17 protein-coding genes are annotated in these 20608 nt (G+C 66.8%); 6 read left to right on the top strand and 11 right to left on the bottom strand.

Translation table 11 applies throughout. From position 1 onward, the window contains the following. The first annotated feature begins 113 nt into the window (after positions 1-113). On the top strand, positions 114-911 hold the full coding sequence (locus IFT87_RS10765) for an arginyltransferase (protein ID WP_192008429.1): 798 nt from the start codon (positions 114-116) through the stop codon (positions 909-911). A 10-nt stretch (positions 912-921) separates the two neighbouring features. Here the strand turns inward: IFT87_RS10765 and IFT87_RS10770 are convergent, their stop codons facing one another. The 4 genes from IFT87_RS10770 to IFT87_RS10785 form a co-directional block, all read right to left on the bottom strand. Beyond that, complete coding sequence (locus IFT87_RS10770; protein ID WP_192008430.1) at positions 922-1734, bottom strand: transglutaminase family protein; 813 nt, start codon at positions 1732-1734, stop codon at positions 922-924. Then, entirely contained in the window at positions 1734-2669 is a 936-nt protein-coding gene (locus IFT87_RS10775) for an alpha-E domain-containing protein (protein ID WP_031439469.1), read from the bottom strand. The genes IFT87_RS10770 and IFT87_RS10775 overlap by 1 nt, the downstream gene beginning before the upstream one ends. Then, positions 2669-4192, bottom strand: coding sequence for a circularly permuted type 2 ATP-grasp protein (locus tag IFT87_RS10780; protein WP_192008431.1), 1524 nt, complete (start codon positions 4190-4192; stop codon positions 2669-2671). Before IFT87_RS10780 ends, IFT87_RS10775 begins: the two co-directional genes overlap by 1 nt. 71 nt (positions 4193-4263) lie before the next feature. Next, positions 4264-6297 (bottom strand): protein-disulfide reductase DsbD family protein, encoded by a 2034-nt coding sequence (locus IFT87_RS10785; protein ID WP_192008432.1) that lies wholly within the window; start codon positions 6295-6297, stop codon positions 4264-4266. Between the two features lie 70 nt (positions 6298-6367). Between IFT87_RS10785 and IFT87_RS10790 the strand changes: the two genes are divergently transcribed. Beyond that, entirely contained in the window at positions 6368-8050 is a 1683-nt protein-coding gene (locus IFT87_RS10790) for an alkaline phosphatase family protein (protein ID WP_192008524.1), read from the top strand. 106 nt (positions 8051-8156) lie between these two features. On the opposite strand, the gene IFT87_RS10795 is transcribed toward IFT87_RS10790, so the two are convergent. After that, positions 8157-9089: a right-handed parallel beta-helix repeat-containing protein gene (locus IFT87_RS10795; protein WP_192008433.1), complete on the bottom strand. Its 933-nt coding sequence runs from the start codon at positions 9087-9089 to the stop codon at positions 8157-8159. A 236-nt stretch (positions 9090-9325) separates the two neighbouring features. Between IFT87_RS10795 and IFT87_RS10800 the strand changes: the two genes are divergently transcribed. Further along, positions 9326-10534 (top strand): cation:proton antiporter, encoded by a 1209-nt coding sequence (locus IFT87_RS10800; RefSeq protein ID WP_192008434.1) that lies wholly within the window; start codon positions 9326-9328, stop codon positions 10532-10534. A 57-nt stretch (positions 10535-10591) separates the two neighbouring features. Here IFT87_RS10800 and metH read toward each other — a convergent pair whose 3' ends face one another. From metH to IFT87_RS10820, 4 genes are all read right to left on the bottom strand, one after another. Continuing rightward, a complete protein-coding gene (gene metH / locus IFT87_RS10805) occupies positions 10592-13219 on the bottom strand; it encodes a methionine synthase (RefSeq protein WP_037529937.1) in 2628 nt (875 codons plus the stop codon). Between the two features lie 56 nt (positions 13220-13275). Continuing rightward, positions 13276-14334, bottom strand: coding sequence for a homocysteine S-methyltransferase family protein (locus IFT87_RS10810; RefSeq protein WP_031396518.1), 1059 nt, complete (start codon positions 14332-14334; stop codon positions 13276-13278). A gap of 127 nt (positions 14335-14461) precedes the next feature. Next, a complete protein-coding gene (gene metF / locus IFT87_RS10815; RefSeq protein WP_056406088.1) occupies positions 14462-15406 on the bottom strand; it encodes a methylenetetrahydrofolate reductase [NAD(P)H] in 945 nt (314 codons plus the stop codon). Continuing rightward, positions 15403-16356, bottom strand: a complete 954-nt coding sequence (locus IFT87_RS10820) for an ArsR/SmtB family transcription factor (protein ID WP_037530525.1) — start codon at positions 16354-16356, stop codon at positions 15403-15405. The genes metF and IFT87_RS10820 overlap by 4 nt, the downstream gene beginning before the upstream one ends. A 207-nt stretch (positions 16357-16563) precedes the next feature. On the opposite strand from IFT87_RS10820, the gene IFT87_RS10825 reads away from it, so the two are divergent. Together IFT87_RS10825 and IFT87_RS10830 are read left to right on the top strand one after the other, a co-directional pair. Next, positions 16564-16935, top strand: a complete 372-nt coding sequence (locus tag IFT87_RS10825; protein WP_031396521.1) for a hypothetical protein — start codon at positions 16564-16566, stop codon at positions 16933-16935. A gap of 334 nt (positions 16936-17269) precedes the next feature. Beyond that, the gene (locus IFT87_RS10830) at positions 17270-18217 is read left to right on the top strand and encodes an aldo/keto reductase (protein WP_037530520.1); all 948 of its coding nucleotides are present in this window, start codon (positions 17270-17272) and stop codon (positions 18215-18217) included. A gap of 38 nt (positions 18218-18255) precedes the next feature. Here the strand turns inward: IFT87_RS10830 and IFT87_RS10835 are convergent, their stop codons facing one another. Beyond that, on the bottom strand, positions 18256-18642 hold the full coding sequence (locus tag IFT87_RS10835; protein WP_056674482.1) for a response regulator: 387 nt from the start codon (positions 18640-18642) through the stop codon (positions 18256-18258). Between the two features lie 171 nt (positions 18643-18813). Then, on the bottom strand, positions 18814-20199 hold the full coding sequence (locus tag IFT87_RS10840; protein ID WP_192008435.1) for a helix-turn-helix domain-containing protein: 1386 nt from the start codon (positions 20197-20199) through the stop codon (positions 18814-18816). A 191-nt stretch (positions 20200-20390) separates the two neighbouring features. On the opposite strand from IFT87_RS10840, the gene IFT87_RS10845 reads away from it, so the two are divergent. Then, on the top strand, positions 20391-20549 hold the full coding sequence (locus IFT87_RS10845) for a hypothetical protein (RefSeq protein ID WP_166746134.1): 159 nt from the start codon (positions 20391-20393) through the stop codon (positions 20547-20549). Positions 20550-20608: the final 59 nt, after the last annotated feature.

Here is a 20608-nt window from a genome sequence, read left to right on the forward strand (position 1 = left end):
CCGCCGGAATTTCTTTTACCACCGCGGGCCGCCCCACTTTCCAGCGGCCCGCACAGGAATCATATACCGCCCGCGCCTTGAGAGCGCTGAAGCCGAGAGAGGGGCACTTCGTGATGACTGCGCCTTTTCGGTTTCCCCGGTTCTTCGTGACCAGCCCCGGCCCCTGCCCCTATCTGCCCAATCGGGAGGAGCGGAAGGTCTTCACCGAGCTGAACGGCCCGCATGCGGTCGAGCTCAACGACGCGCTGAGCCGGATCGGGTTTCGACGGAGCCAGGGCGTCGCCTATCGGCCGAGTTGCACCGGCTGCAGCGCCTGTGTGTCGGTCCGTGTCGTGACGCCGGAATTCACGCCCAATGCGACGCAGCGCAAATTGCTCAAGCGGCACGGAGACATCACCGCGACCGTCTGTCGCGCATGGGCGACCGACGAACAGTTCCAGCTGCTGCGCCGCTATCTGTCGGCGCGTCATCCGGACGGCGGCATGGCGGGGATGGACGAGGACGATTATGCCGACATGGTCGAGCATTCACCCGTCGACTCGCTGATCGTCGAGTATCGCGAACCGGGCATCGGCGGTGCCCCCGGCCGGCTGGTCGGCGCCTGCCTCACCGATCGCCAGGCCGACGGGCTGTCGATGATCTACAGCTTCTTCGCGGCGGACGACGCATCGCGGCCGGGCTTCGGCAACTACATCATCATCGACCACATCCTGCGCGCACGCGGTGCGGGGCTACCCTATGTCTATCTGGGCTATTGGGTGAAGGGATCGGGCCGGATGGAATACAAGATCCGGTACCGCCCGATCGAGGCGCTCGGCCCGGGCGGATGGAGCCGCCTGAGCGAGGATGACCTGCTGGCGGCCGCCCCCGGGCACGGCCCCGGGCAGGGCCCCGGGCAGGGTAAGGACTAGCCGCCGACGGTCACTGATCATCCCGCGACACGACGACATCGACCTCCAGCCGCTCGCCGCCCTCGCCGAGCCGCGATCCTGCCACCGGCGCGGCCCCTGCGGCATCGAGGGCGACCGCAACCCGGACGTGATGCTCTTCTGGACAGTCGCCGGTGAACGGGTCGAACCCGATCCAGCCCAGCCCGTCGACATGCGCCTCCGCCCAGCCATGCGGCGTCGGACGGTGATCGTCCTCGCGTTCTGTCAAAAGATAGCCCGACACATAGCGCGCCGGCGCCCCCAGCGAACGTGCGGCGACGATGAACATCTGCGCAAAGTCCCGCGAGGTGGCGCTGTCGAGCCGGAACGCCGCCGCCGCGCCGAGATTTGGCTCGGGACGGCCGGGATTGGCGGCAAAGCGTTCGTGCAACGCCTCGTTCACCCGGTGCAGCGCGCCGATCCGGCCCTGCGCGGGCGTCGCGACGCGTGCGGCGAAATCGGCAATGGCCTTGTCCTGCGCAGTGGTCTCGGTCGGCCGGAGGAACAACGCCGGCGGCAGCACCTCATAGGCGCCGTGGACGACGCCGTCGGAATGGCTGGTCAACACCTCGCCCGTGACATCGATCTCGATCCCGTCGATCGGGCCGTCGATATAGAGCATCGTGATGGCATTGCCGAACCCGTCGCGCCCCTGCCGCAGCCGGGCATCGCAATCGATATCGATCCGCCACTGCGCGACCGTCTGATCATGCGTGTTCTGCGGGGTCATGCGGAGCATCTGGACGAGGCGGCTTTGCGGCTCGGTGAAGCGATAGATCGTGCGGTGATCGACCGACAACCGCATCAAAGGAACTTGAACTGCCGGCCGATCGCGCCGTGGAGCAGCGCATTTTCCTGGATGAAGGCCTGCAGATACTGGTGCAAGCCCGATGCGATCACCTCGCCGGATCGGGTTCGCCCCAGCCGCGAGGCACGAAGCCGCGCCATCCGGTCCGCCTCGCCATGCTGGCCGGTGCGTTTCGCAAGCAGATTGAGCACGTCCACCGTCTCCTCGACCGAGGCTGCAAGACTACGCGGCAACTCCGCACGCGCCAGCAACAAATCGATCACGTCGGCCGGCCGAAGGCCGTCATTGTACATCCAGCGATAGGCGGTCACCGCCGACACGGTCTGCAATATGGTCGTCCACTGGTCGCGATCGATCGCGCCGCCCAGCTTCTGTCCCTCCGGAAGGAGGATATGATATTTGACGTCGAGCAGCCGCGCGGTGTTGTCCGCGCGCTCGACCGCCTGGCCCAGCCGGATGAACCAGGTCGTCTGATTGCGCAGCATGCGGTGGATCGCACCTTCGAACCCGCGCGTCTCGGTCTTGACCGCCTCGACCAGGTTGAGCTGCGCGGTCGTGCTGCCGGGGGTCGCGCGGTTTTCGAACAACAGCCACGCACGGTTGATCGCGGTCCATGATTCCCGCGTCAGCGCGGTCCGCACCGCCTTGGCATTGTTGCGCGCCATGTCGAGGCAGCGGACGATCGATCCCGGATGGCTGGCGTCGAGCGTGAGAAAGCGCACCACGTCGCGCTGCCCGACCGGCACCCCGGTCTTGGCAAAGGCCTCGTCGGTCTCGGTGACCGCCAGCGCCGATGCCCAGGCCGCCTCGCCCGCAGGCTGCGACGACAGCACGTCGAGGCGCACCGTCGCCTCGACCAACCGCGCGATGAAATCGGCACGTTCGAAATAGCGTCCCAGCCAATAGAGGGACGAGGCGGTCCTCGACAGCATCAGGACTGTGCCTCCGGCCCGGGCATGCCTTCGCCGAGGGTCTGCGTCATCCCGCCCAGCGTCTGCGTCATGCCGCCCCCCCCCATGCGCTGCGATTGATCCGCCATCAGGACGAAGCTGTCCTTCGTGCCGCCACCCTGGCTTGAATTCACAACCAACGATCCCTGCTTCAGCGCGACGCGGGTCAGCCCGCCAGGCACGACCTGGACGCCCTTCGACCCGGTCAGCACAAACGGCCGGAAATCGACATGCCGCGGGCACAGCCCGGATTCGGCCATCGTCGGTACGGTCGACAGCGCGAGCGTCGGTTGCGCGATATAGCGATGCGGCTCGGCGATCAGCGCGGCACGGAAATCCTCGATCTCCTGCTTCGTCGCGGTCGGGCCGACCAGCATGCCATAGCCGCCCGAACCGTCGACCAGCTTGACGACGACGTCCTCAAGATTGTCGAGGACATATTTCAGCGCCTGGGGCTCGCGGCACCGCCACGTCTCGACATTGGGCAACTTGCACTCGCCGCCTGAATAGAATTTCACGATGTCGGGCATGTAGCTGTAGATCGCCTTGTCGTCGGCGATGCCGTTGCCCGGCGCGTTGATGATCGCGACATTGCCCGCGGCATAGGCCGCGATCAGCCCCGGCACGCCGAGCGCGCTGTCGGGACGGAAGACCAGCGGGTCGAGATAATCGTCGTCGATCCGGCGATAGATCACGTCGACCTTCACGCGCCCCGCGATCGTCCGCATCCATACGACATCGTCGTCGACCACCAGATCGGCCGCCTCGACCAGCTCGACGCCCATCGTATCGGCGAGGAAGCTGTGCTCGTAATAGGCCGAGTTATAATGCCCCGGCGTCAGCACGACGCAGGTCGGTGCGCTGACGCCGTGCGGCGCAACCGACTTCATCGTCTCAAGCAGCCGGTCGGGATAGCTGTCGACCGCCGCGACGCGAAACTCGCGGAACAGCTCGGGGCAGAGCCGCAGCATCGCCTCGCGATTCTCGAGCATGTAGCTGACCCCCGAGGGCGTCCGCGCATTGTCCTCGAGCACGAAAAAGTCGTCGGGTCCGGTGCGTACCAGATCGATCCCGCAGATATGCGCCCAGACCCCGTGCGGCGGGCGCATCCCGGCGATTTCGGGACGGAACTGCGCATTGCCCATGACGAGATCCTCGGGGAGGATCCCTTCCTTCAGGATGCGGCGTTCGCCATAGATATCCTCGAGGAACGCATTGATCGCCTCGACACGCTGGACGAGCCCTTCGGAAAGCCGCGTCCATTCGTCATGCAGGAAGACCCGCGGGACGATGTCGAACGGAATGATCCGCTCGGCCGCCTCGTTCTCGCCATAGACGGCAAAGGTAATGCCGAGCTGCCGAAACGTCGTTTCAGCCGCCTGCTGGCGACGCCGCAACTCGGCGTCGGGCGTCTCCTCGATCCAGCGGCCCAAGGCGGCAAGTTCGGGACGGACACGGGTATCGCCCGGTGCCCCCATGATTTCGTCGAACGCTTGTTTCCCCATCGAAATGGTAAATTCCCCATCAAGCGTTGCGGTTCCATGCTGCAACGCTTCACCGCGCTGCACAAGCCGGATTAGACGCCCAGCCCCGCCAGCAGCGCCGGGGTGAGGACCTGCGGCAGGACGGTCGGCTCGGCCGCCCCCGGCGCATAATAGAGATAGAGCGGCACGCCGGCACGGTTATGCGCCTCGATGAAGCGGCCCATGACCGGGTCGCCATCGGTCCAGTCGCCGATCAGCACCGCGACCTTGTTCTTGGCGAACGCGTCGCGAACCGTGGCGGTCTCGATCGCCGCCTTCTCGTTGACCTTGCACGTCAGGCACCAGTCGGCGGTGAAATAGACGAACACGCCGCGCTTCTCGGCGCGCAGCGCGGCAAGCTTCGCCTCGCTGAACGCCTCGTCGCCGGCGACCGCCGTCTTGGCCGCGGCCGGCGGCGCGCGGGCGATGACGACCGCGCTGCCGACGAACACGATCGCCAGCGCGGCAAGCGTCGCTGCGCCGAACGCCTTGCCCTTGCGCTGCCGGGTGCCGCCGACCCACAGCACCGCGCCGATCGCCAGCACCGCGACGAGCGCGAGCGTCAGGCTGTCGACGCCGGTCTGGCGCCCCAGCACCCAGGCGAGTGCGATCGCGGTCAGGAACATCGGCACCGACAGGACATGCCGGAACGTCTCCATCCACGCGCCGGGCTTGGGCAGCCAGCGCCGCCACGCCGGCACGAAGCCGATCGCGAGAAACGGCAGCGACAGCCCGAGTCCCAGCCCGGCGAACACCGCCATCGCCGCGGGCCAGGGCAGCACGAGCGCCGCGCCCAGCGCTGCACCCATGAACGGCCCGGTGCACGGCGTCGCGATGAATGCGGCCAGCGCACCGGTCGCAAACGCACCGCTCGCACCGCTCTCGCCCGCGAACCGCGGCGTCGGCACCTCGAACAGCCCGGCCAGATTGAACGCGATCGCGGTGCTCAGCAGCAGCAGCACGATGATCGCCGCGGGATGCTGCAACTGGAACGCCCAGCCGACCGCAGACCCGCCCGCACGCAGCGCGAGGATCGCCGCGCCAAGGCCGAGGCACACCAGCACGACGCCCGCGGTATAGGCCAGGGCCTCGTGCCGCGCCTCGCGTTCGCTGGCGCCACCGCGCGCGAGGCTGAGCGCCTTCAGGCTCAGGATCGGGAAGACGCAGGGCATGATGTTGAGGATCAGCCCGCCGAGCACCGCGCCCGCAAACGCCGCCAGTGCGGTCGCCCACAGCCCGCCCGCATCATCCGATGGCCCCGCCGCAACGACCCCGGGCGCGGCGCTGACCGCGAGCCCCTGCGCGTCGCCGATCCGCAGCACACCCTCGATCGGCGCATTGGCCTTGCCATTGGCCGCCAGTCGCGTCGCGATCGTCAGCGTATCGCCCGACCGCGACACGGTCTGGCGCGCGCCATTGTCGATCACGCCGGTGGTGAGCGGGAAGAAATAGGCGTCCTGCGCCCTAGCCCCGGCGGGGAACGGCACCGCGACGCGCAGCACGCCCTGGTCGACCGCATAGGTCGCGCCCGCATCGAGCGGCTTGGGGATCGCCCGCCGCCAGCCGGCAAAGGCGCTCGCCTGCGACGGCGCGCCGTCACCGATCGTCAGGTCGAGCGAGAGCGCCTGCTCCTCGGGCACGCAGATCGTCGCCGAACAGACCAGATAGGACGTCTTCAGCCGGATCGGGAGCTTGGCGCCCGCCGCCAGCCCCGCCGGCACCTGGATCGTGACGAGCGGCGCATAGGGCGCCTCGTAGACATAGTTCATCAGCCCCGCGATGAGCAGCGTCGTCGGGACGGGCCATTCGGGCTGCCCCGCCGTCGCCCCGCGCGGGAGTGTCCAGTCGAACGTCGCGGGAAACCCCGCATCGCCTGGATTGGCCCAATAGCCGTGCCAGCCCATATCGGGAGTCGTTGCAATCGCGATGGTCAGCGGTGCGCCCGCTTTCGGATGGTCGCTTTCGGCAACGAGGCGCATGCTCAGATGCCGGCTCGACCCGTTGAGCGAGTCCGCCAGCGCCGGCGTCGCCACGAGGCTGCACAGCGCGAGCAGCATCGTCATCAGCACGCAACGTAAACTGCGCATGGCCATCCTTGTTTCGTTCATCGGCCACAGCCATAGCGAGGACGACATCGCATTACATCCGAAAGCAGTCATGCTGCTGCTCGTCAAAGGACTGTCCGTGAAAGCACTTATCGCCGCGTTGCTCCTGACCCCGGCCGCGTCCGTGACCGCGTCCGCGCAGACCGCTCCGGCCCCGGCCCCGGCCCCGGCGGTTGCGGCACCGACGCCCGCCACGCCGCCCAAGCTGATCGTGGCGATCTCGGTCGACCAGTTCGCCGCCGACCTGTTCCAGCAATATCGCAACCACTTCACCGGTGGCTTCACCCGCCTGCTGAACGGGGTGGTGTTTCCGAGCGGCTATCAGAGCCATGCCGCGACCGAGACCTGCCCCGGCCACTCGACCATCCTGACGGGCATGCGTCCCGCGCATACCGGGATCATCGCAAACAACTGGGTCGACCAGCGCGCCGGCCGCCCCGACAAGATCGTCTATTGCTCGGAGGACGAGCGCGTCGCCGGCAGCACGCATGACAGCTACACCGTGTCCGACATGCACCTGAAGGTACCGACGCTCGGCGAGATGATGAAGGCGCGCGATCCGCGCACCCGCTCGGTGTCGGTCGCGGGCAAGGATCGTGCGGCGGTGATGATGGGCGGCCACAAGGTCGACGAGCTCTGGTGGTGGGACGGCAAGACCTATGTCTCCTATGCGGGCCGCGCGGTACCGCCGGCTGTGCAGCGCACGCGCACCGCGGTCGCCAGGCTGATCGCGCTGCCCCAGGCCGCGCTGCCGCTGCCCGATTATTGCACGGGCGTGAACCACCCGATCGTGATCGCAGGCAAGACGTACGGCCAAGGCCGCTTTGAGCGCGAGGCGGGCGACGCCAAGGGCTTCCGCGTGTCGCCCGCGTCCGATGCCGCGGTGTTCGCAATGGCCGCCGCGCTGGTCCAGGACATGAAGCTCGGCCAGGGGCCGCAGACCGACATCATCGACATCGGCGCGTCGGCGACCGATTATATCGGCCACACCTACGGCACGCAGGGGTCCGAGATGTGCATCCAGATGGCCGAGCTCGACAAGACGCTCGGCGGCTTCTTCGCGGTGCTGGACGAGACCGGCGTGGATTACGAGGTCGTGCTGACCGCGGATCACGGCGCGCACGACGCGACCGAGCGGCAGCAGCAGCGCGCGATGCCGATGGAGGCGCATATGGACGAGAATGTGCTCGCCAAGCAGGTCGGCACCGCGATCGCCAAGGATCTGGGCCTGCCCGGCAGCGTCCTGCTTGGGACCGAGGGCGACGTCTATATCGACGATGCGCTGCCCGCCAAGACACGCGCCAGGGTGCTGACCGAGGCGCTGCGCCGCTATCGCGCGCTGCCGCAGGTCGCCGCCGCCTTCTCGGCTGCCGAGATCATGGCGACGCCGATGCCGACCACCCCGCCCGAGACCTGGACGCTGATCGAACGCGCGCGCGCCTCCTATGCCGAGGGCCGCTCGGGCCAGTTCGTCACGCTCCTCAAGCCGCGCGTGACGACGATCGTGTCGCCCGCCGGCGGCTATGTCGAGACGCACGGCAGCCCCTGGGATTATGACCGCCGCGTGCCGATGCTGTTCTGGCGCAAGGGGATCGCCGGGTTCGAACAGCCGCTGTCTGTGGAAACCGTCGACATCGTGCCAACGCTCGCCGCGACAATCGGCCTGCCGGTATCGGGGCTCGACGGCCGCTGCCTCGACCTCGACGCGGGCGCGGCGAGCACCTGCTCGAATTGAGGGGGCTCGCCACCCCGCCCCTTCCGTCATCCCAGCGAAAGCTGGGATGACGGGGGGTGTGGACGCGGTGCTACCGGCCCACTTTTCCCGACGGCTCTTCCAAAAACTACCGCGTCTCGAACGCCCGCAACCCCGGCCCCAGCCGGTTCGCCCCGAGCGCCAGCCGGTCATGGCTGTAATCCGCCAGGAACGCCGGGCTGGTCGCATCGCCCGGCGCCAGTCGCGCGTCATTGTCCTCGACGCGCAACCCGGTCGAGCGATAGGTCTTCGCCTCCGCCGCGACGACGATCAGCCCGGTGTGGTTTTCCTTCTGCCGTCCCTGCACGAAGGTGTTGCGCGCGATCAGCCCGGTCGCGCCTTCGGGCAGGTCGATCATGTAGTTGGTCTTGCGCCCCGCGCTGTCGTCGAAGCTGTTGTCGGTGATCGAGACGGTCGGCACGCGCAGCTTGACGTAATGCCCGCCGGTCCCGCGCTCGAACCGCGAGCGGGTGATCGTCACGCTGCCCTGGTTCGCCAGATACACGGCATGCGAACAGCTGGGCGACTGGTCGCACTGGCCGAGCCCCGAAAAGGTCGACCGGTCGATCGTGATCCGCTGCCCGCTCGGCTCACCACCGAGGATGCCCTCCTGGCTGTCGAGGAACATCGCGTTGACGACGCTGAGGTCCCCCATCTCGGTGCGGATCCCCGCGCCATTGCCGTCGGGGACGCTGTAGCCACGAAAGACCAGGCCATCGACGACCGATCCCTGCCCGCGCAACACCAGTGCCGCCTTCTCCTCACACGCCACGCCTTCGAAGATCGCGGTGCCCGGCTCCACCGCCTTGAAGGTGATCCGCCCGCCCGCCTGCACCGCGCATTGCCGGTAGGTACCCGGCGCGATCAGGATCGTCGCGGTGCCGAGCCGGATCGACGACACAGCCTCCTGCAACGTCGCAAAACCCTGCCCGTCGACGGTAAAGGGCGACGCGCGGCCCACCGGCGCCTGGGCCGAGGCGGACGCGGCAACCAGCACGAGTAATAAGAGCGATCGGTTCAAGCAGGGCACTCCCTCATAGGCCAGCCACGATTGCGCCGCCACGCCCCGTCCTTAGCGCGGATGCGTCCCGGCTGCCGATAGCGGGGGCCCGCCCTACGTCCCGCAATGGCGCAGCCTGCAAACGGATCGACACCGGTTCGACCGTACCGAAGCATATTGCCGCCGCCTGCCCGGCCGCATACCACCCCGCAGCATAAAGCCGGCGGGGGGCCCCGACTGCGCGAGAGGGGGAATGCATGCACGCCATGACACCGACGGAGGTCTTCCTCCTTGCGATGCTCATCATCTTCAGCGTCCCCTATCTGGTCTGGCGGCTGGGCCGGACCGATTACTGGGCACCGCTGGTCGTGGTGCAGATCGTCGGCGGCATACTGCTCGGACCGGGCGTGCTCGGCGCGCTCTTCCCCGATTATTATGCGACGGTCTTCACGCCTGCGACAATCGGCTCGCTGAACGGCGTCGCCTGGTGGGCGGTGATGATGTTCGTGTGGGTCGCAGGGATCGAGCTCGATCTCGGTGCGGCATGGCGACATCGCCGCGAGACCGCGGTCACCGCCGGCCTCGCGCTGGCAGTGCCGCTCGCGACCGGCAGCATCGCCGCCGTGCTGATGCTGCGCTATCCCGGCTGGGCGGGCGTGTCGGGCGCGCGGTGGCAGGTCATTCTCGGCATCGGCATGGCGTGCGCGGTCACCGCGCTGCCGATCCTCGTACTGTTCCTCGAAAAGCTCGAGGTCCTGCGTGAGCCGATCGGCCAGCGCATCCTGCGCTATGCCAGCCTCGACGATATCGCGATCTGGGGCGTGCTCGCGCTGATCCTGCTCGATTGGGAGCGGGTTGGCCGGCAGGCGGGCTTTCTGATCGGCTTCGCGGTCGCCACCCTGCTGATCCGCCGGCTGATGGCGCGGATCCCTGAGCGCGATCGCTGGTATGTCAGCCTGATCTGGCTCGCCGGCTGCGGGTTCGCCGCGGACTGGGCGGGTCTGCATTTCATGGTCGGCGCGTTCCTGTCGGGCGCGGTGCTCGACGCGAAATGGTTCGACCAGGCCCGAATGGACGACTTCCGCCGCTTCGTGCTGCTCGCGGTGATGCCGGTGTTCTTCCTGTCGACCGGCCTGAAGACGCAGTGGGCGGTCGGCGGGATTGCGGTGTTCGCCGCCGCCGCATTGCTGTTGTTCGCCTCGGTCGGCGGCAAGCTGGCGGGCGTTCACGCCGCCGGGCGGATCCTCAAATGGCACCCGGGCGAGGCATCAGCGATCGGCTGGCTGCTTCAGACCAAGGCGCTGATCATGATCATCTTCGTCAACATCCTGCTCGACAAGGCGATCATCACCAACGAAACCTTCACCGCCCTGCTGCTGATGGCGCTGGCGAGCACGATGCTGAGCGTACCGATGGTCGCACCGAAATTGAAGAAGCTGGCATCGTTGGTCGGGCGTAGCGCCTGACAGCCATAAGCATGGCGCCACCCCGGCGAAGGCCGGGGTGACGTCACGGTTCGGGGTTCAGTCCAGGTTCGGCCGCAGCCAGCGCTCCGCGATCGGCAGGTCGACGCCGCGGCGCGCCGCATAGTCTTCCAGCTGGTCGCGACCGACGCGGGCGACACCGAAATACTCCGCCTGCGGGTGGCCGAAATAAAAGCCCGAGACGGCCGCGGTCGGGAACATCGCGAAGCTCTCGGTCAGTTCAAGCCCGGTCGCGGTCTCGGCATCGAGCAGGTCGAACAAGATCGGCTTCAGGCTGTGATCGGGACATGCGGGATAGCCCGGCGCCGGGCGGATGCCGCGATACTGTTCCTTGATCAGCGCGTCGTTGGTCAGCTGTTCCTCGGGTGCATAACCCCACAGCTCCTGACGGACATGCTTGTGCAGGCGTTCGGCAAAGGCTTCGGCGAAGCGATCGGCGAGCGCCTTCAGCAGGATGTCGTTGTAATCGTCATGCCCCGCCTTGAACCGCGCGATATGCGCGTCGATCCCGTGGATACCGACTGCGAACCCACCGAACCAGTCGCCCGCAGGATCGACGAAATCGGCGAGGCACATGTTGGCGCGCCCCTCGCGCTTCGAAATCTGCTGGCGCAGCATCGGCAGGCGCACGTCCTCGTGCGGCATGTCGTGGCCGCGCGTGTGCGAGACGACCACATCGTCCCCCTCGCGCCGCGCCGGCCACAGCCCCACGACCCCGCGCGGCGTCAGCCATTTCTCCGCGACGATCGTGTCGAGCATCGCCTGCGCATCCGCATAGAGCGAACTCGCGCTCTCGCCGACGACCTCGTCGGTCAGGATCGCCGGGAAGTTGCCCGCCAGCTCCCAGGCGCGGAAGAACGGCGTCCAGTCGATATAGTCGCGCAGGTCGGTCAGGTCCCAGTCCGCGAACACATGCACGCCGGGCTTCGCGGGCGCCCCGGGCTTCAACGCGAAGTCCGCGACGAACCCACGCTCGCGCGCCGTCTCGATCGGGATAAGCTCGCTCTGACCCTTGTTGGCACGCGCCACCCTCACCGCTTCATATTCGTCCGCGGTCTTGGTCACGAACTCGTCGCGGATCGTGTCGCTGACCAGCGTCGACGCGACACCCACCGCGCGGCTCGCATCGAGCACGTGCACCACCGGGCCGTCATAGGCGGGCGCAATCCTGAGCGCAGTATGCACTTTCGACGTGGTCGCGCCGCCGATCAGCAGCGGCATCGTCATGCCTGCGCGCTTCATCTCCTCGGCGACCGTCACCATCTCGTCGAGGCTCGGCGTGATGAGGCCCGACAGCCCGATCATGTCCGCGTCATTCTCGTTCGCGGCCTCGAGGATCTTCGACCACGGGACCATGACGCCCAGATCGACCACGTCGAACCCGTTGCACTGCAGGACCACGCCGACGATGTTCTTGCCGATGTCATGCACGTCGCCCTTGACCGTCGCCATGATGATCTTGCCCTTGCCGCGCGCGCCGGGCTCCTTGGCCGCCTCGATGTAAGGCAGCAAATGCGCGACCGCCTTCTTCATCACGCGCGCCGATTTCACGACCTGCGGGAGGAACATCTTGCCGCTGCCGAACAGGTCGCCGACGACGTTCATGCCGTCCATCAGAGGACCTTCGATCACCTCGATCGGACGACCGCCATTGCCGTCGATGATCAGCCGCGCTTCCTCGGTATCCTCGACGACGTGCAGGTCGATGCCCTTGACCAGCGCATATTCGAGCCGCTTGTTGACGCCCAGCGAACGCCATTCGGCCGCCGCCTTCTCGGCGACGACGTCGGTGCCGCGATAGCGTTCGGCGAGCTGGACGAGCCGCTCACCCGCTTCGGGATCCTTGTTGAGCACGACGTCCTCGACCGCCTGACGCAGCTCGGGGTCGATGTCGTCATAGATGTCGAGCTGGCCGGCGTTGACGATCGCCATGTCCATGCCCGCGGGGATCGCGTAATAGAGGAACACGCTGTGCATCGCGCGGCGCACGGGCTCGTTGCCGCGGAACGAGAAGCTGAAGTTCGACAACCCGCCCGAGATATGGACGTGCGGGCAGCGCGCCTTGATCTCGCGGCACGCCTCGATGAAGTCGACGCCGTAATTGTCGTGCTCCTCGATCCCCGTCGCGACAGCGAAGACGTTGGGATCGAAGATGATATCCTCGGGCGGGAAGCCGATGCCGACGAGCAGCTTGTAGGCGCGCTCGCAGATCTCGACCTTGCGGTCCTTGGTGTCAGCCTGTCCGACCTCGTCGAACGCCATCACGACCACCGCGGCGCCATAGGCCATGCACTTGCGCGCTTGGGCAAGGAACTGCTCCTCGCCCTCCTTCATGCTGATCGAATTGACGATCGGCTTGCCCGAAACGCACTTCAGTCCCGCCTCGATCACGCTCCATTTCGAGCTGTCGACCATGAACGGGATGCGCGCGATGTCGGGTTCGGCGGCGATTAGCTTCAGGAACGTCGTCATCGCGTGGTGCGCGTCGAGCAACCCCTCGTCCATGTTGACGTCGAGCACCTGCGCGCCGCTCTCGACCTGCTGGCGCGCGACCTCGACCGCGGCGGGATAGTCGCCCGCCATGATCAGCTTCTTGAAGCGGGCCGAGCCGGTGACGTTGGTTCGCTCGCCGATGTTGACGAAGGACGTGGAGGAGGGAGTGGTCATCGGTTCATTTCTTCTGGCCCCCNGGCCCTCTCCCCACAGGGGAGAGGGAGCAGTGATTATGCCGCCATCGTGAACGGTTCGAGCCCGGCGAGCTTGGTCCGCACCTCGGGCCGCGAGACTGCGCGCGGTTCCAGCCCGCGCACACCGTCGGCCATCGCCTTGATATGCGCAGGGGTCGAGCCACAGCAGCCGCCGAGCACGTTGACCTGCTTGGCCACCGCCCATTCGCCGACCAGCCCGGCGGTCGTCGCCGGCATCTCGTCATATTCGCCGAGTTCGTTGGGCAGCCCGGCGTTCGGGTAGATCATGATCAGCGTGTCGGCGATGCCGGACAGGGTCTTCACATGCGGCCGCAGCTGCTCCGCACCGAACGAGCAGTTGAGCCCGATCGTGATCGGCTTGGCATGCCGCACCGCGTGCCAGAACGCCTCGACCGTGTGCCCCGACAGGTTTCGGCCCGACAGATCGGTCAGCGTCATCGACAACATGATCGGCACGTCGCGCCCGAGATCGTCGCCCGCCTCGATCGCGGCCATGATTCCGGCCTTGGCGTTGAGCGTATCGAACACCGTCTCGATCAGGATGAAGTCGACCCCGACCCCCTCGCCGCCTTCGAGCAACGCGTCGATCTGTTCGCGGTAGACGCCCTTCAGATAATCGAAGTCGATCTCCCGATAGCCCGGATCGTTGACGTCGGGGGACAGCGACAGCGTCTTGTTGGTCGGCCCGATCGCACCCGCCACGAACCGCGGCCGGCCGTCCTTTGCTTCATATTCGGTCGCGAGCGCCCGTGCGATCTTCGCGCTTTCGACGTTGATCGCGCGGACCAGATGCTCGGCACCGTAATCCGCCTGGCTGATGATGTTCGCGCTGAACGTGTTGGTCGAGACGATGTCCGAGCCCGCGTCGAGATATTCGCGCGTGATCGTCTGGGGCACGTCCGGCCTGGTGATCGCCAGAATGTCGTTGTTGCCCTTCTGGTCGTGGCTGAGCCCGAGGTCGCCCGCATAGGCCGCCTCGTCGAGCTTCCAGTTCTGGATCTCGGTGCCGAACGCGCCGTCGGTGATCAGGATGCGCTTGGCGGCTTCCGCGTTGAAACGTTCACGTGGTGTCATCGATTGGACTCCCCCCTCCCGCAAGCGGGAGGGGTCGGGGGTGGGCGCCCGCTATCCTCGGGCGGTATCTTTGGGGGCGAACGCGAGCCCACCCCCGGCCCCTCCCGCTTGCGGGAGGGGGGATGAATTACGCCGCGGCGACCTTTTCGCTCGGCTTCGCGCGGACGCCGAGCATGTGACAGATAGCATAGGCGAGTTCGGCGCGGTTGAGCGTGTAGAAGTGGAAATCCTTCACGCCCCCGGCATAGAGCCGCCGGCACATCTCGGCCGCGATCGTCGCCGCAACCAGCTGTCGGGCCGCCGGATGATCGTCGAGCCCCTCGAACAGCCGATCCATCCAGGCCGGAATCTCCGCCCCGCACGCGTTCGCGAATTTGCGCGTCTGCGCGACGTTCGAGACCGGGAGGATACCCGGGAGGATCTGCGCGGTGATTCCGGCTGCGGCGACCCGGTCGCGGAACCGGAAATAGGCTTCGGGCGAGAAGAAGAACTGCGTGATCGCCCGCGTCGCGCCCGCATCGAGCTTGCGCTTCAGGTTGTCGAGATCGACGTCATGCCCGCCGGATTCGGGGTGGCATTCGGGATAGGCCGCGACCGAAATCTCGAACGGATGCAGCCGTGCCAGTCCGGCGACCAGCGCGGCCGCATTCTCATACCCGCCGGGATGCGCCTGATAGGGCTGACCCAGCGTCGGCATGTCGCCGCGCAGGGCGACGATGTGCCGTACGCCGGCTGCCCAATATTCCTCGGCAACCTGATCGATCTCGGCCTTGGTCGCCTCGACGCAGGTCAGGTGTGCGGCGGCGTTCATCGACGTCTCGCGCTGGATCCGCGCAACGGTCGCGTGCGTCCGCTCGCGCGTCGACCCGCCCGCGCCATAGGTCACCGACACGAAATCGGGACCGAGCGGCTCCAGCGTGCGGATCGCGTCCCACAGCTGGGCGTCCATCTTGTCGCTTTTCGGCGGAAAGAATTCGAAGCTGATCCCCACGTCGCCCGCCAGGTCGGCGAAAAGAGGTTCTTCGAGCGCACGACGCGCCTCGGCCAGTTGGGGAATAGTGATTGTCGTCATGCCGCCTTCACCTCACGCAAACTCAGGCCAATCCTGCGGCCGAGCCATAATTTCACCGTCAGCTCACCGCCCTCGAGCGTCTCGACGCGCGCGGTCTGCAAACCGGCCGCGTCGAACCAAGCCGTCATCTGATCGTCGGCAAAGCCGAGACGCGTATGCGCATCGCTCAACCGCAATTCCTCGCGGTCGTGGCTCGCGAAATCCGCGATCAGCAACCGCCCGCCCGGCGCCAGCACGCGTGCCGCCTCGCGGACCGCGGCGCCCGGCTGCTGTGCGAAATGGAGCACGTGATGCAGGATCGCGACGTCCGCCGCCCCGTCGTCGAGCGGCAGCGCGTACAGATCCGCCTGCCGTAATTCGGCATGCGCCATGTCGTGCAGCTTGGCGCGCGCCAGACGCAGCATCTCCGAACTACGATCGATTCCCAGCGCGAGACGGGCATGTCCACCGAACAGCTCGAGCATCCGACCCGTCCCCGTGCCGATGTCGATCAGCGTACCAACCCGCGCATCGCCGAGCATCGCCGCCATCGCCGCCTCGACCTCGCTTTCGGCGACGTGCAGCGAACGGATCGCATCCCATTCGTCGGCATGCCCCTCGAACCACGCCGCCGCGCTCGCCGCCCGATCGGCGCGTACTGCAGCAAGCCGTGCCGCGTCGGCAACCGCCCAGTGATCGGGTTCTGCCCTGGCCCAGCTATCGAGAGCAGCAGCGACCGGATCGACGACATCGCTGCGCCCCACGCCGACGAATACCCAGCTGCCCTCCTTGCGACGCTCCGCCAGACCGGCATCGCACAGGATCTTCACATGGCGCGACACGCGCGGCTGGCTCTGCCCGAGCACCTGCGCGAGTTCGCCAACCGACAGCTCCATGCGACGCAGAAGCGCGAGAATACGCAATCGGGTCGCATCCGCCATCGCACGGAAGATTTCGAGCGCCATCGTCATGGGCAGTCATATAAAGAATTCTTTATATGAGGTCAACGCAGGCCGTCGCGTGTCGCTGGAGGAATGCTGGCCCCAGGGTCGTCCCAACGTCGACGGATCGGAAACGCTTGGTCCGCGTTCGAACACGCGATGAACTGGAAAGCATCCGGCTCACAAGCGCCAGGTCCGTCCGGATCGACGCCGAATTTGATGATGGGAGTGTTATTCATGAAGAAGTTTCTGATCCCCGCGCTGGTCCTGACGGCCGGCCTCGCAGCGTGCAGCAACAATGCGCAGAACGAGACCGCGGAAGCGGCGAACGCCATCGCGGCCGACGCAAGCGCAACGACCCAGAATGCGGTTGCCGATGTCGATGCCGCCAGCGATCGTGCGCTCGGCTCGGCTGAAGCATCGCTCGACAATGCCGGTGCGCGCATGGACAACGCCGCTGACCGTCTTGACGCCAGTGCCGACCGCGCCGGTGAGCGCGCAGAGGCCAATGCAGACCGTGCGGGTGCTGCGATCAACAACAGTGCCGATCGCGCAGCAGACGCCACGGGTAACGCACTGACCCGCGCCGGCAACGCGATCAAGGACTAATCCCCGTCACGGATCGCCCCGCACCGCGTCGTCCGACCGCGATCCGGTCGATGGTCTTGCGCTCCCGGCCTGTCTGGTCCGGACGAGGACTATCAACGGGACTCCCGTCTGGCGGCCGGCTCGGGGCGGTTCTGTCGCTCGCCCTGCTGGGCGCCTGTTCCCAGACTCCGGAACACCCCGGCGCGGTCACGCGGGACGAGGCAGCGCAACTCAACGATGCCGCGACCATGCTCGACGCGAACAGCATGCGCCCCGACGGCCTACCCCCTGTTGGCAACTCGACGGCCAACGGCACGACACCGTCCCCTTCCTCTTCGCAAAGCGACCAGCCTCAATGATGAATCGCCGCCTCGGCTCGACCGATCTCAAGATCGCCCCCCTCGTTCTCGGGGGGAATGTGTTCGGATGGACAGCGGACAAGACCGCCAGCTTTGCGGTCCTCGACGCGTTCGTCGCGGGTGGCGGGACGATGATCGACACTGCCGACATGTATTCGTCATGGGTAGACGGCCATGAGGGTGGCGAATCCGAAACGATGATCGGCGACTGGCTGCGGACTAGCGGCAGGCGCGATGACGTACTGATCGCGACCAAGGTCGGCATGTTGCCGGGTGAAGGTGGCGAAAAGCTCCAGCCGGCGCGTATCGCGGCAGCGGCCGAAGCATCGCTCAGGCGTCTCGGCACGGATCGCATCGATCTCTATTACGCGCATCAGGATGACGACACGGTGCCGCAGGAGGCTGTCCTCGAGGCCTTCGGTAAGCTCGTCGATGCCGGGAAGGTGCGCGTGATCGGCGTGTCGAACTTCCACGCCGCACGCCTGAAATCCGCGGTGGACGCCGCAAAGGCCAGCGACCTGCCGCGCTATCATGTCCTCCAGCCCGAATATAATCTCGTCAGCCGCGACAAGTTCGAAGGCGAATTGCAGGATTACTGCGTGACCGAAAATATTGGCGTTCTTCCCTATTACGGTCTCGCATCGGGCTTCCTCACCGGCAAATACCGCACGCCCGACGATCTGGGCGCAAGCGTTCGCGGCGGTGGCATGCGCGACCTCCTCGACGGAAAGGGCAAGGCGGTCCTCGAGGCGATGGATGCGGTCGTCTCTGACACGGGCGCCAGCCACGCGCAGGTCGCGCTCGCGTGGCTCCTGGCACAACCCGGGATCACCGCACCGATCGCGAGTGCGACCAGCGCGCGTCAGATCGAGGATCTGCTGCCCGCGATGACGCTGGAGCTTTCGGATGCGCAGCTTTCGGCGTTGACTCTGGCGGGGGCGTGATGCGTCCCGCGCCCGGGTGACCGGGCGCGGTCTATGCCTCAGCGGAAATGGTTCACCAGGTTCGAATAGTCGTAGGGTTTCTGAAAGAAGGCGACGCCGTCGGGCAGACCTGCGGCTTTGCTCGGCCGCTGGCCGGACGTGACGACGACCTGGATCTGCGGCCAGCGCCGGCGGATGATCGCGGCGAGGGCCAGTCCGTCCATCGAGCCCGGCATGTCGATATCGGTGAATACCGCCGCGACATCGTCACGCGACGTCAGAATCGCCATCGCCTCGTCCGCATCGCCTGCGACGAGCGTCGACAGTCCGGCGTCCTCGATCCGCGCCGTTGCGGTGATTTGAACAAGCAGATGATCTTCGACGATCAGAACGATCCCCGCAGCGGGGCGTCTGATCAATGGCGGTGCGAACAATGGAAACCCCATACACAAATTCAGGGTCGGCTCACGATCGGTCCGCCTGGGCAGGTCGGGACGCGTGAGGCGCGAACCCGCTATGAACGGTCGGCGGCGAATTCGGACGCATCGCCGAGGCGGATTTTCGTCGCATCACATGCGTCCTGTCGCATTCCTGGCGCGTCCAGCCGTATCGGCCGTTCAGTCGCCGACGAACGTCAGGGCCGAGGTGCGACGCTCGCGTTCGTTGACGATCAAAGCCCGGCCTGCGGGAGCTGCCGAGCGCTGCGGGCAATCCGCGCGGAAGCATCCGCGACAGCCAATGCCGATCGGCATGGCCGCGCCCGTCAGATCGATACCGCTCGCAGCGACCAGCCCGCGCGCGAGTGCCGCCTCGACTCCCAGTCCGATTGCAAACTCGGCACGCACCGTACCGAAGCGGCGCCCCTGCGGACGCACCGTCCGCGCCATCGTCAGCCAGCGCGCTCCGTCCTCCATCTCGACCAGCTGCACCACCAGGTCCCCCGGACGATCGAACGCGTGATGGAGTTGCCACAGCGGGCACCGGCCCTCCGCCTCGACCAGTGCCGCGCCGCTCGCGCCGGGATAGCGCTTCGACGCCTGCCCGGCGCGGTCGATCCGGATCATGAAGAAGGGAAGCCCCCGCGCGCCCACCCGCTGCAACGTCGTCAGCCGGTGCGCGACCTGCTCGAACCCTGCGCCAAACCGTCGCTGCAGCAGCTCGATATCGTAGCCGGTCGCCTCGCAGCCGCGCAGGAACCGCGCATAGGGCATCATCACCGCCGCCGCGAAATAGCTAAGCAGATGGCGTCGGTACAGTCGCTCGGCGGCCCGGTCGGTGAAGCCTGCGGCCTTGGCCAGCGCATCGATCTCGGCCTGTGCCTCGATCTGGCCGAGCTGGAACGCGACCGCGAACGTCCGTGAGGCGGGGTCGAGCACCTCGCTCAGTTGCAGCTGGCGGGCATGGAGATCGAGCCGCCGCAGCGTGTCGGGCAGCACGTCGGCAGGCAGGACGCGGATCGTGATGCCGTGTTTGGCGCGTAGGCGCTCGGTGATCGCCCCGTAAAGGTCGCCGGCACCCAGCCGCAGCTCGTCCGCCAGCGCTTCGGCGGCGGCGTCGAGATCGGCAAAGTGATTCCGCCACCGCTCGATCTCGCGGCGCACCAGTGCGACCGGGTCGTCGGATGGCGCAATCGCACCATCCCCCTCTCCCATCCGGTCGAACACGCGCGCAAAGGCCTCGGCACCACCGGGCGCGCTGGCCAGCCATTCCTCGACCTCGTTGCGGTCGATCGCCAGGTCGGCGAACATGGGGTGCGCCAGACGACGGCGGATCGCCTCCGAACCGCCGCCCGGTTCGGCCGCCGCCAGGGTCCGCGGATCGAAGTCGAAGCTTTCCGCCAGTTTGATCAATAGCGTTGCGGAAATCGGCCGCTGGTTGCGCTCGACCAGATTAAGGTAGCTCGGGCTGATCGAGAGCATCTCCGCCATCGCTGCCTGGGTCAGTCCGGCACCGCGCCGCAGCCGCCTGATCGCGTGCCCTGCCAGTAATTTGCGCTCAGCCATTCCGCCTCCCCGTCTTTGTCACGATAGTTACAGACAGACAGGGTCCGCGCAACGCCCAACGACAGCACAACCCGGCCAGGCTGCCGCTCACCCTTCCAAACCCCGCAAACCTCAGGCTTTATGCTGCTATCGTCGCCCCGGTTGCTCGAGTTTGTAAACGGGGAGACACATTCGCCATGAAGGAGATGGGCATGACGACCGAACCAATGCGCGCCCGCGCCGTTTTCTCGACCGCAGATTTCGAATTGCTCAAGGAAGCGATCGGGGAATTGATCACCAAGGTTTCGGTCGACGACGTCAAGCTGAGCCGCCTCAGCGCGCTCTATCACCGGCTCGGCCGGCTCGGCTGACCGCCACCGTTCGACGGGCATTTCGCTGAGAAGCGCGCACGTCGGACCGAGCGATTTCC

The sequence above is a fragment of the Sphingomonas sp. CFBP 8765 genome, assembly GCF_014841445.1.
Lineage (GTDB): Bacteria > Pseudomonadota > Alphaproteobacteria > Sphingomonadales > Sphingomonadaceae > Sphingomonas > Sphingomonas aerolata.

Coding starts and splice junctions, on each gene's coding strand:
- IFT87_RS10835 (WP_056674482.1), bottom strand. CDS start 18,642: ATGGGGTTTCCATTGTTCGCACCGCCATTGATCAGACGCCCCGCTGCG.
- IFT87_RS10800 (WP_192008434.1), top strand. CDS start 9,326: ATGCACGCCATGACACCGACGGAGGTCTTCCTCCTTGCGATGCTCATC.
- IFT87_RS10790 (WP_192008524.1), top strand. CDS start 6,368: ATGCTGCTGCTCGTCAAAGGACTGTCCGTGAAAGCACTTATCGCCGCG.
- IFT87_RS10785 (WP_192008432.1), bottom strand. CDS start 6,297: ATGCGCAGTTTACGTTGCGTGCTGATGACGATGCTGCTCGCGCTGTGC.
- IFT87_RS10775 (WP_031439469.1), bottom strand. CDS start 2,669: ATGCTGTCGAGGACCGCCTCGTCCCTCTATTGGCTGGGACGCTATTTC.
- IFT87_RS10825 (WP_031396521.1), top strand. CDS start 16,564: ATGAAGAAGTTTCTGATCCCCGCGCTGGTCCTGACGGCCGGCCTCGCA.
- IFT87_RS10840 (WP_192008435.1), bottom strand. CDS start 20,199: ATGGCTGAGCGCAAATTACTGGCAGGGCACGCGATCAGGCGGCTGCGG.
- IFT87_RS10845 (WP_166746134.1), top strand. CDS start 20,391: ATGACGACCGAACCAATGCGCGCCCGCGCCGTTTTCTCGACCGCAGAT.
- IFT87_RS10830 (WP_037530520.1), top strand. CDS start 17,270: ATGATGAATCGCCGCCTCGGCTCGACCGATCTCAAGATCGCCCCCCTC.
- IFT87_RS10820 (WP_037530525.1), bottom strand. CDS start 16,356: ATGACGATGGCGCTCGAAATCTTCCGTGCGATGGCGGATGCGACCCGA.
- metF (WP_056406088.1), bottom strand. CDS start 15,406: ATGACGACAATCACTATTCCCCAACTGGCCGAGGCGCGTCGTGCGCTC.
- IFT87_RS10810 (WP_031396518.1), bottom strand. CDS start 14,334: ATGACACCACGTGAACGTTTCAACGCGGAAGCCGCCAAGCGCATCCTG.
- IFT87_RS10780 (WP_192008431.1), bottom strand. CDS start 4,192: ATGGGGAAACAAGCGTTCGACGAAATCATGGGGGCACCGGGCGATACC.
- metH (WP_037529937.1), bottom strand. CDS start 13,219: ATGACCACTCCCTCCTCCACGTCCTTCGTCAACATCGGCGAGCGAACC.
- IFT87_RS10765 (WP_192008429.1), top strand. CDS start 114: ATGACTGCGCCTTTTCGGTTTCCCCGGTTCTTCGTGACCAGCCCCGGC.
- IFT87_RS10770 (WP_192008430.1), bottom strand. CDS start 1,734: ATGCGGTTGTCGGTCGATCACCGCACGATCTATCGCTTCACCGAGCCG.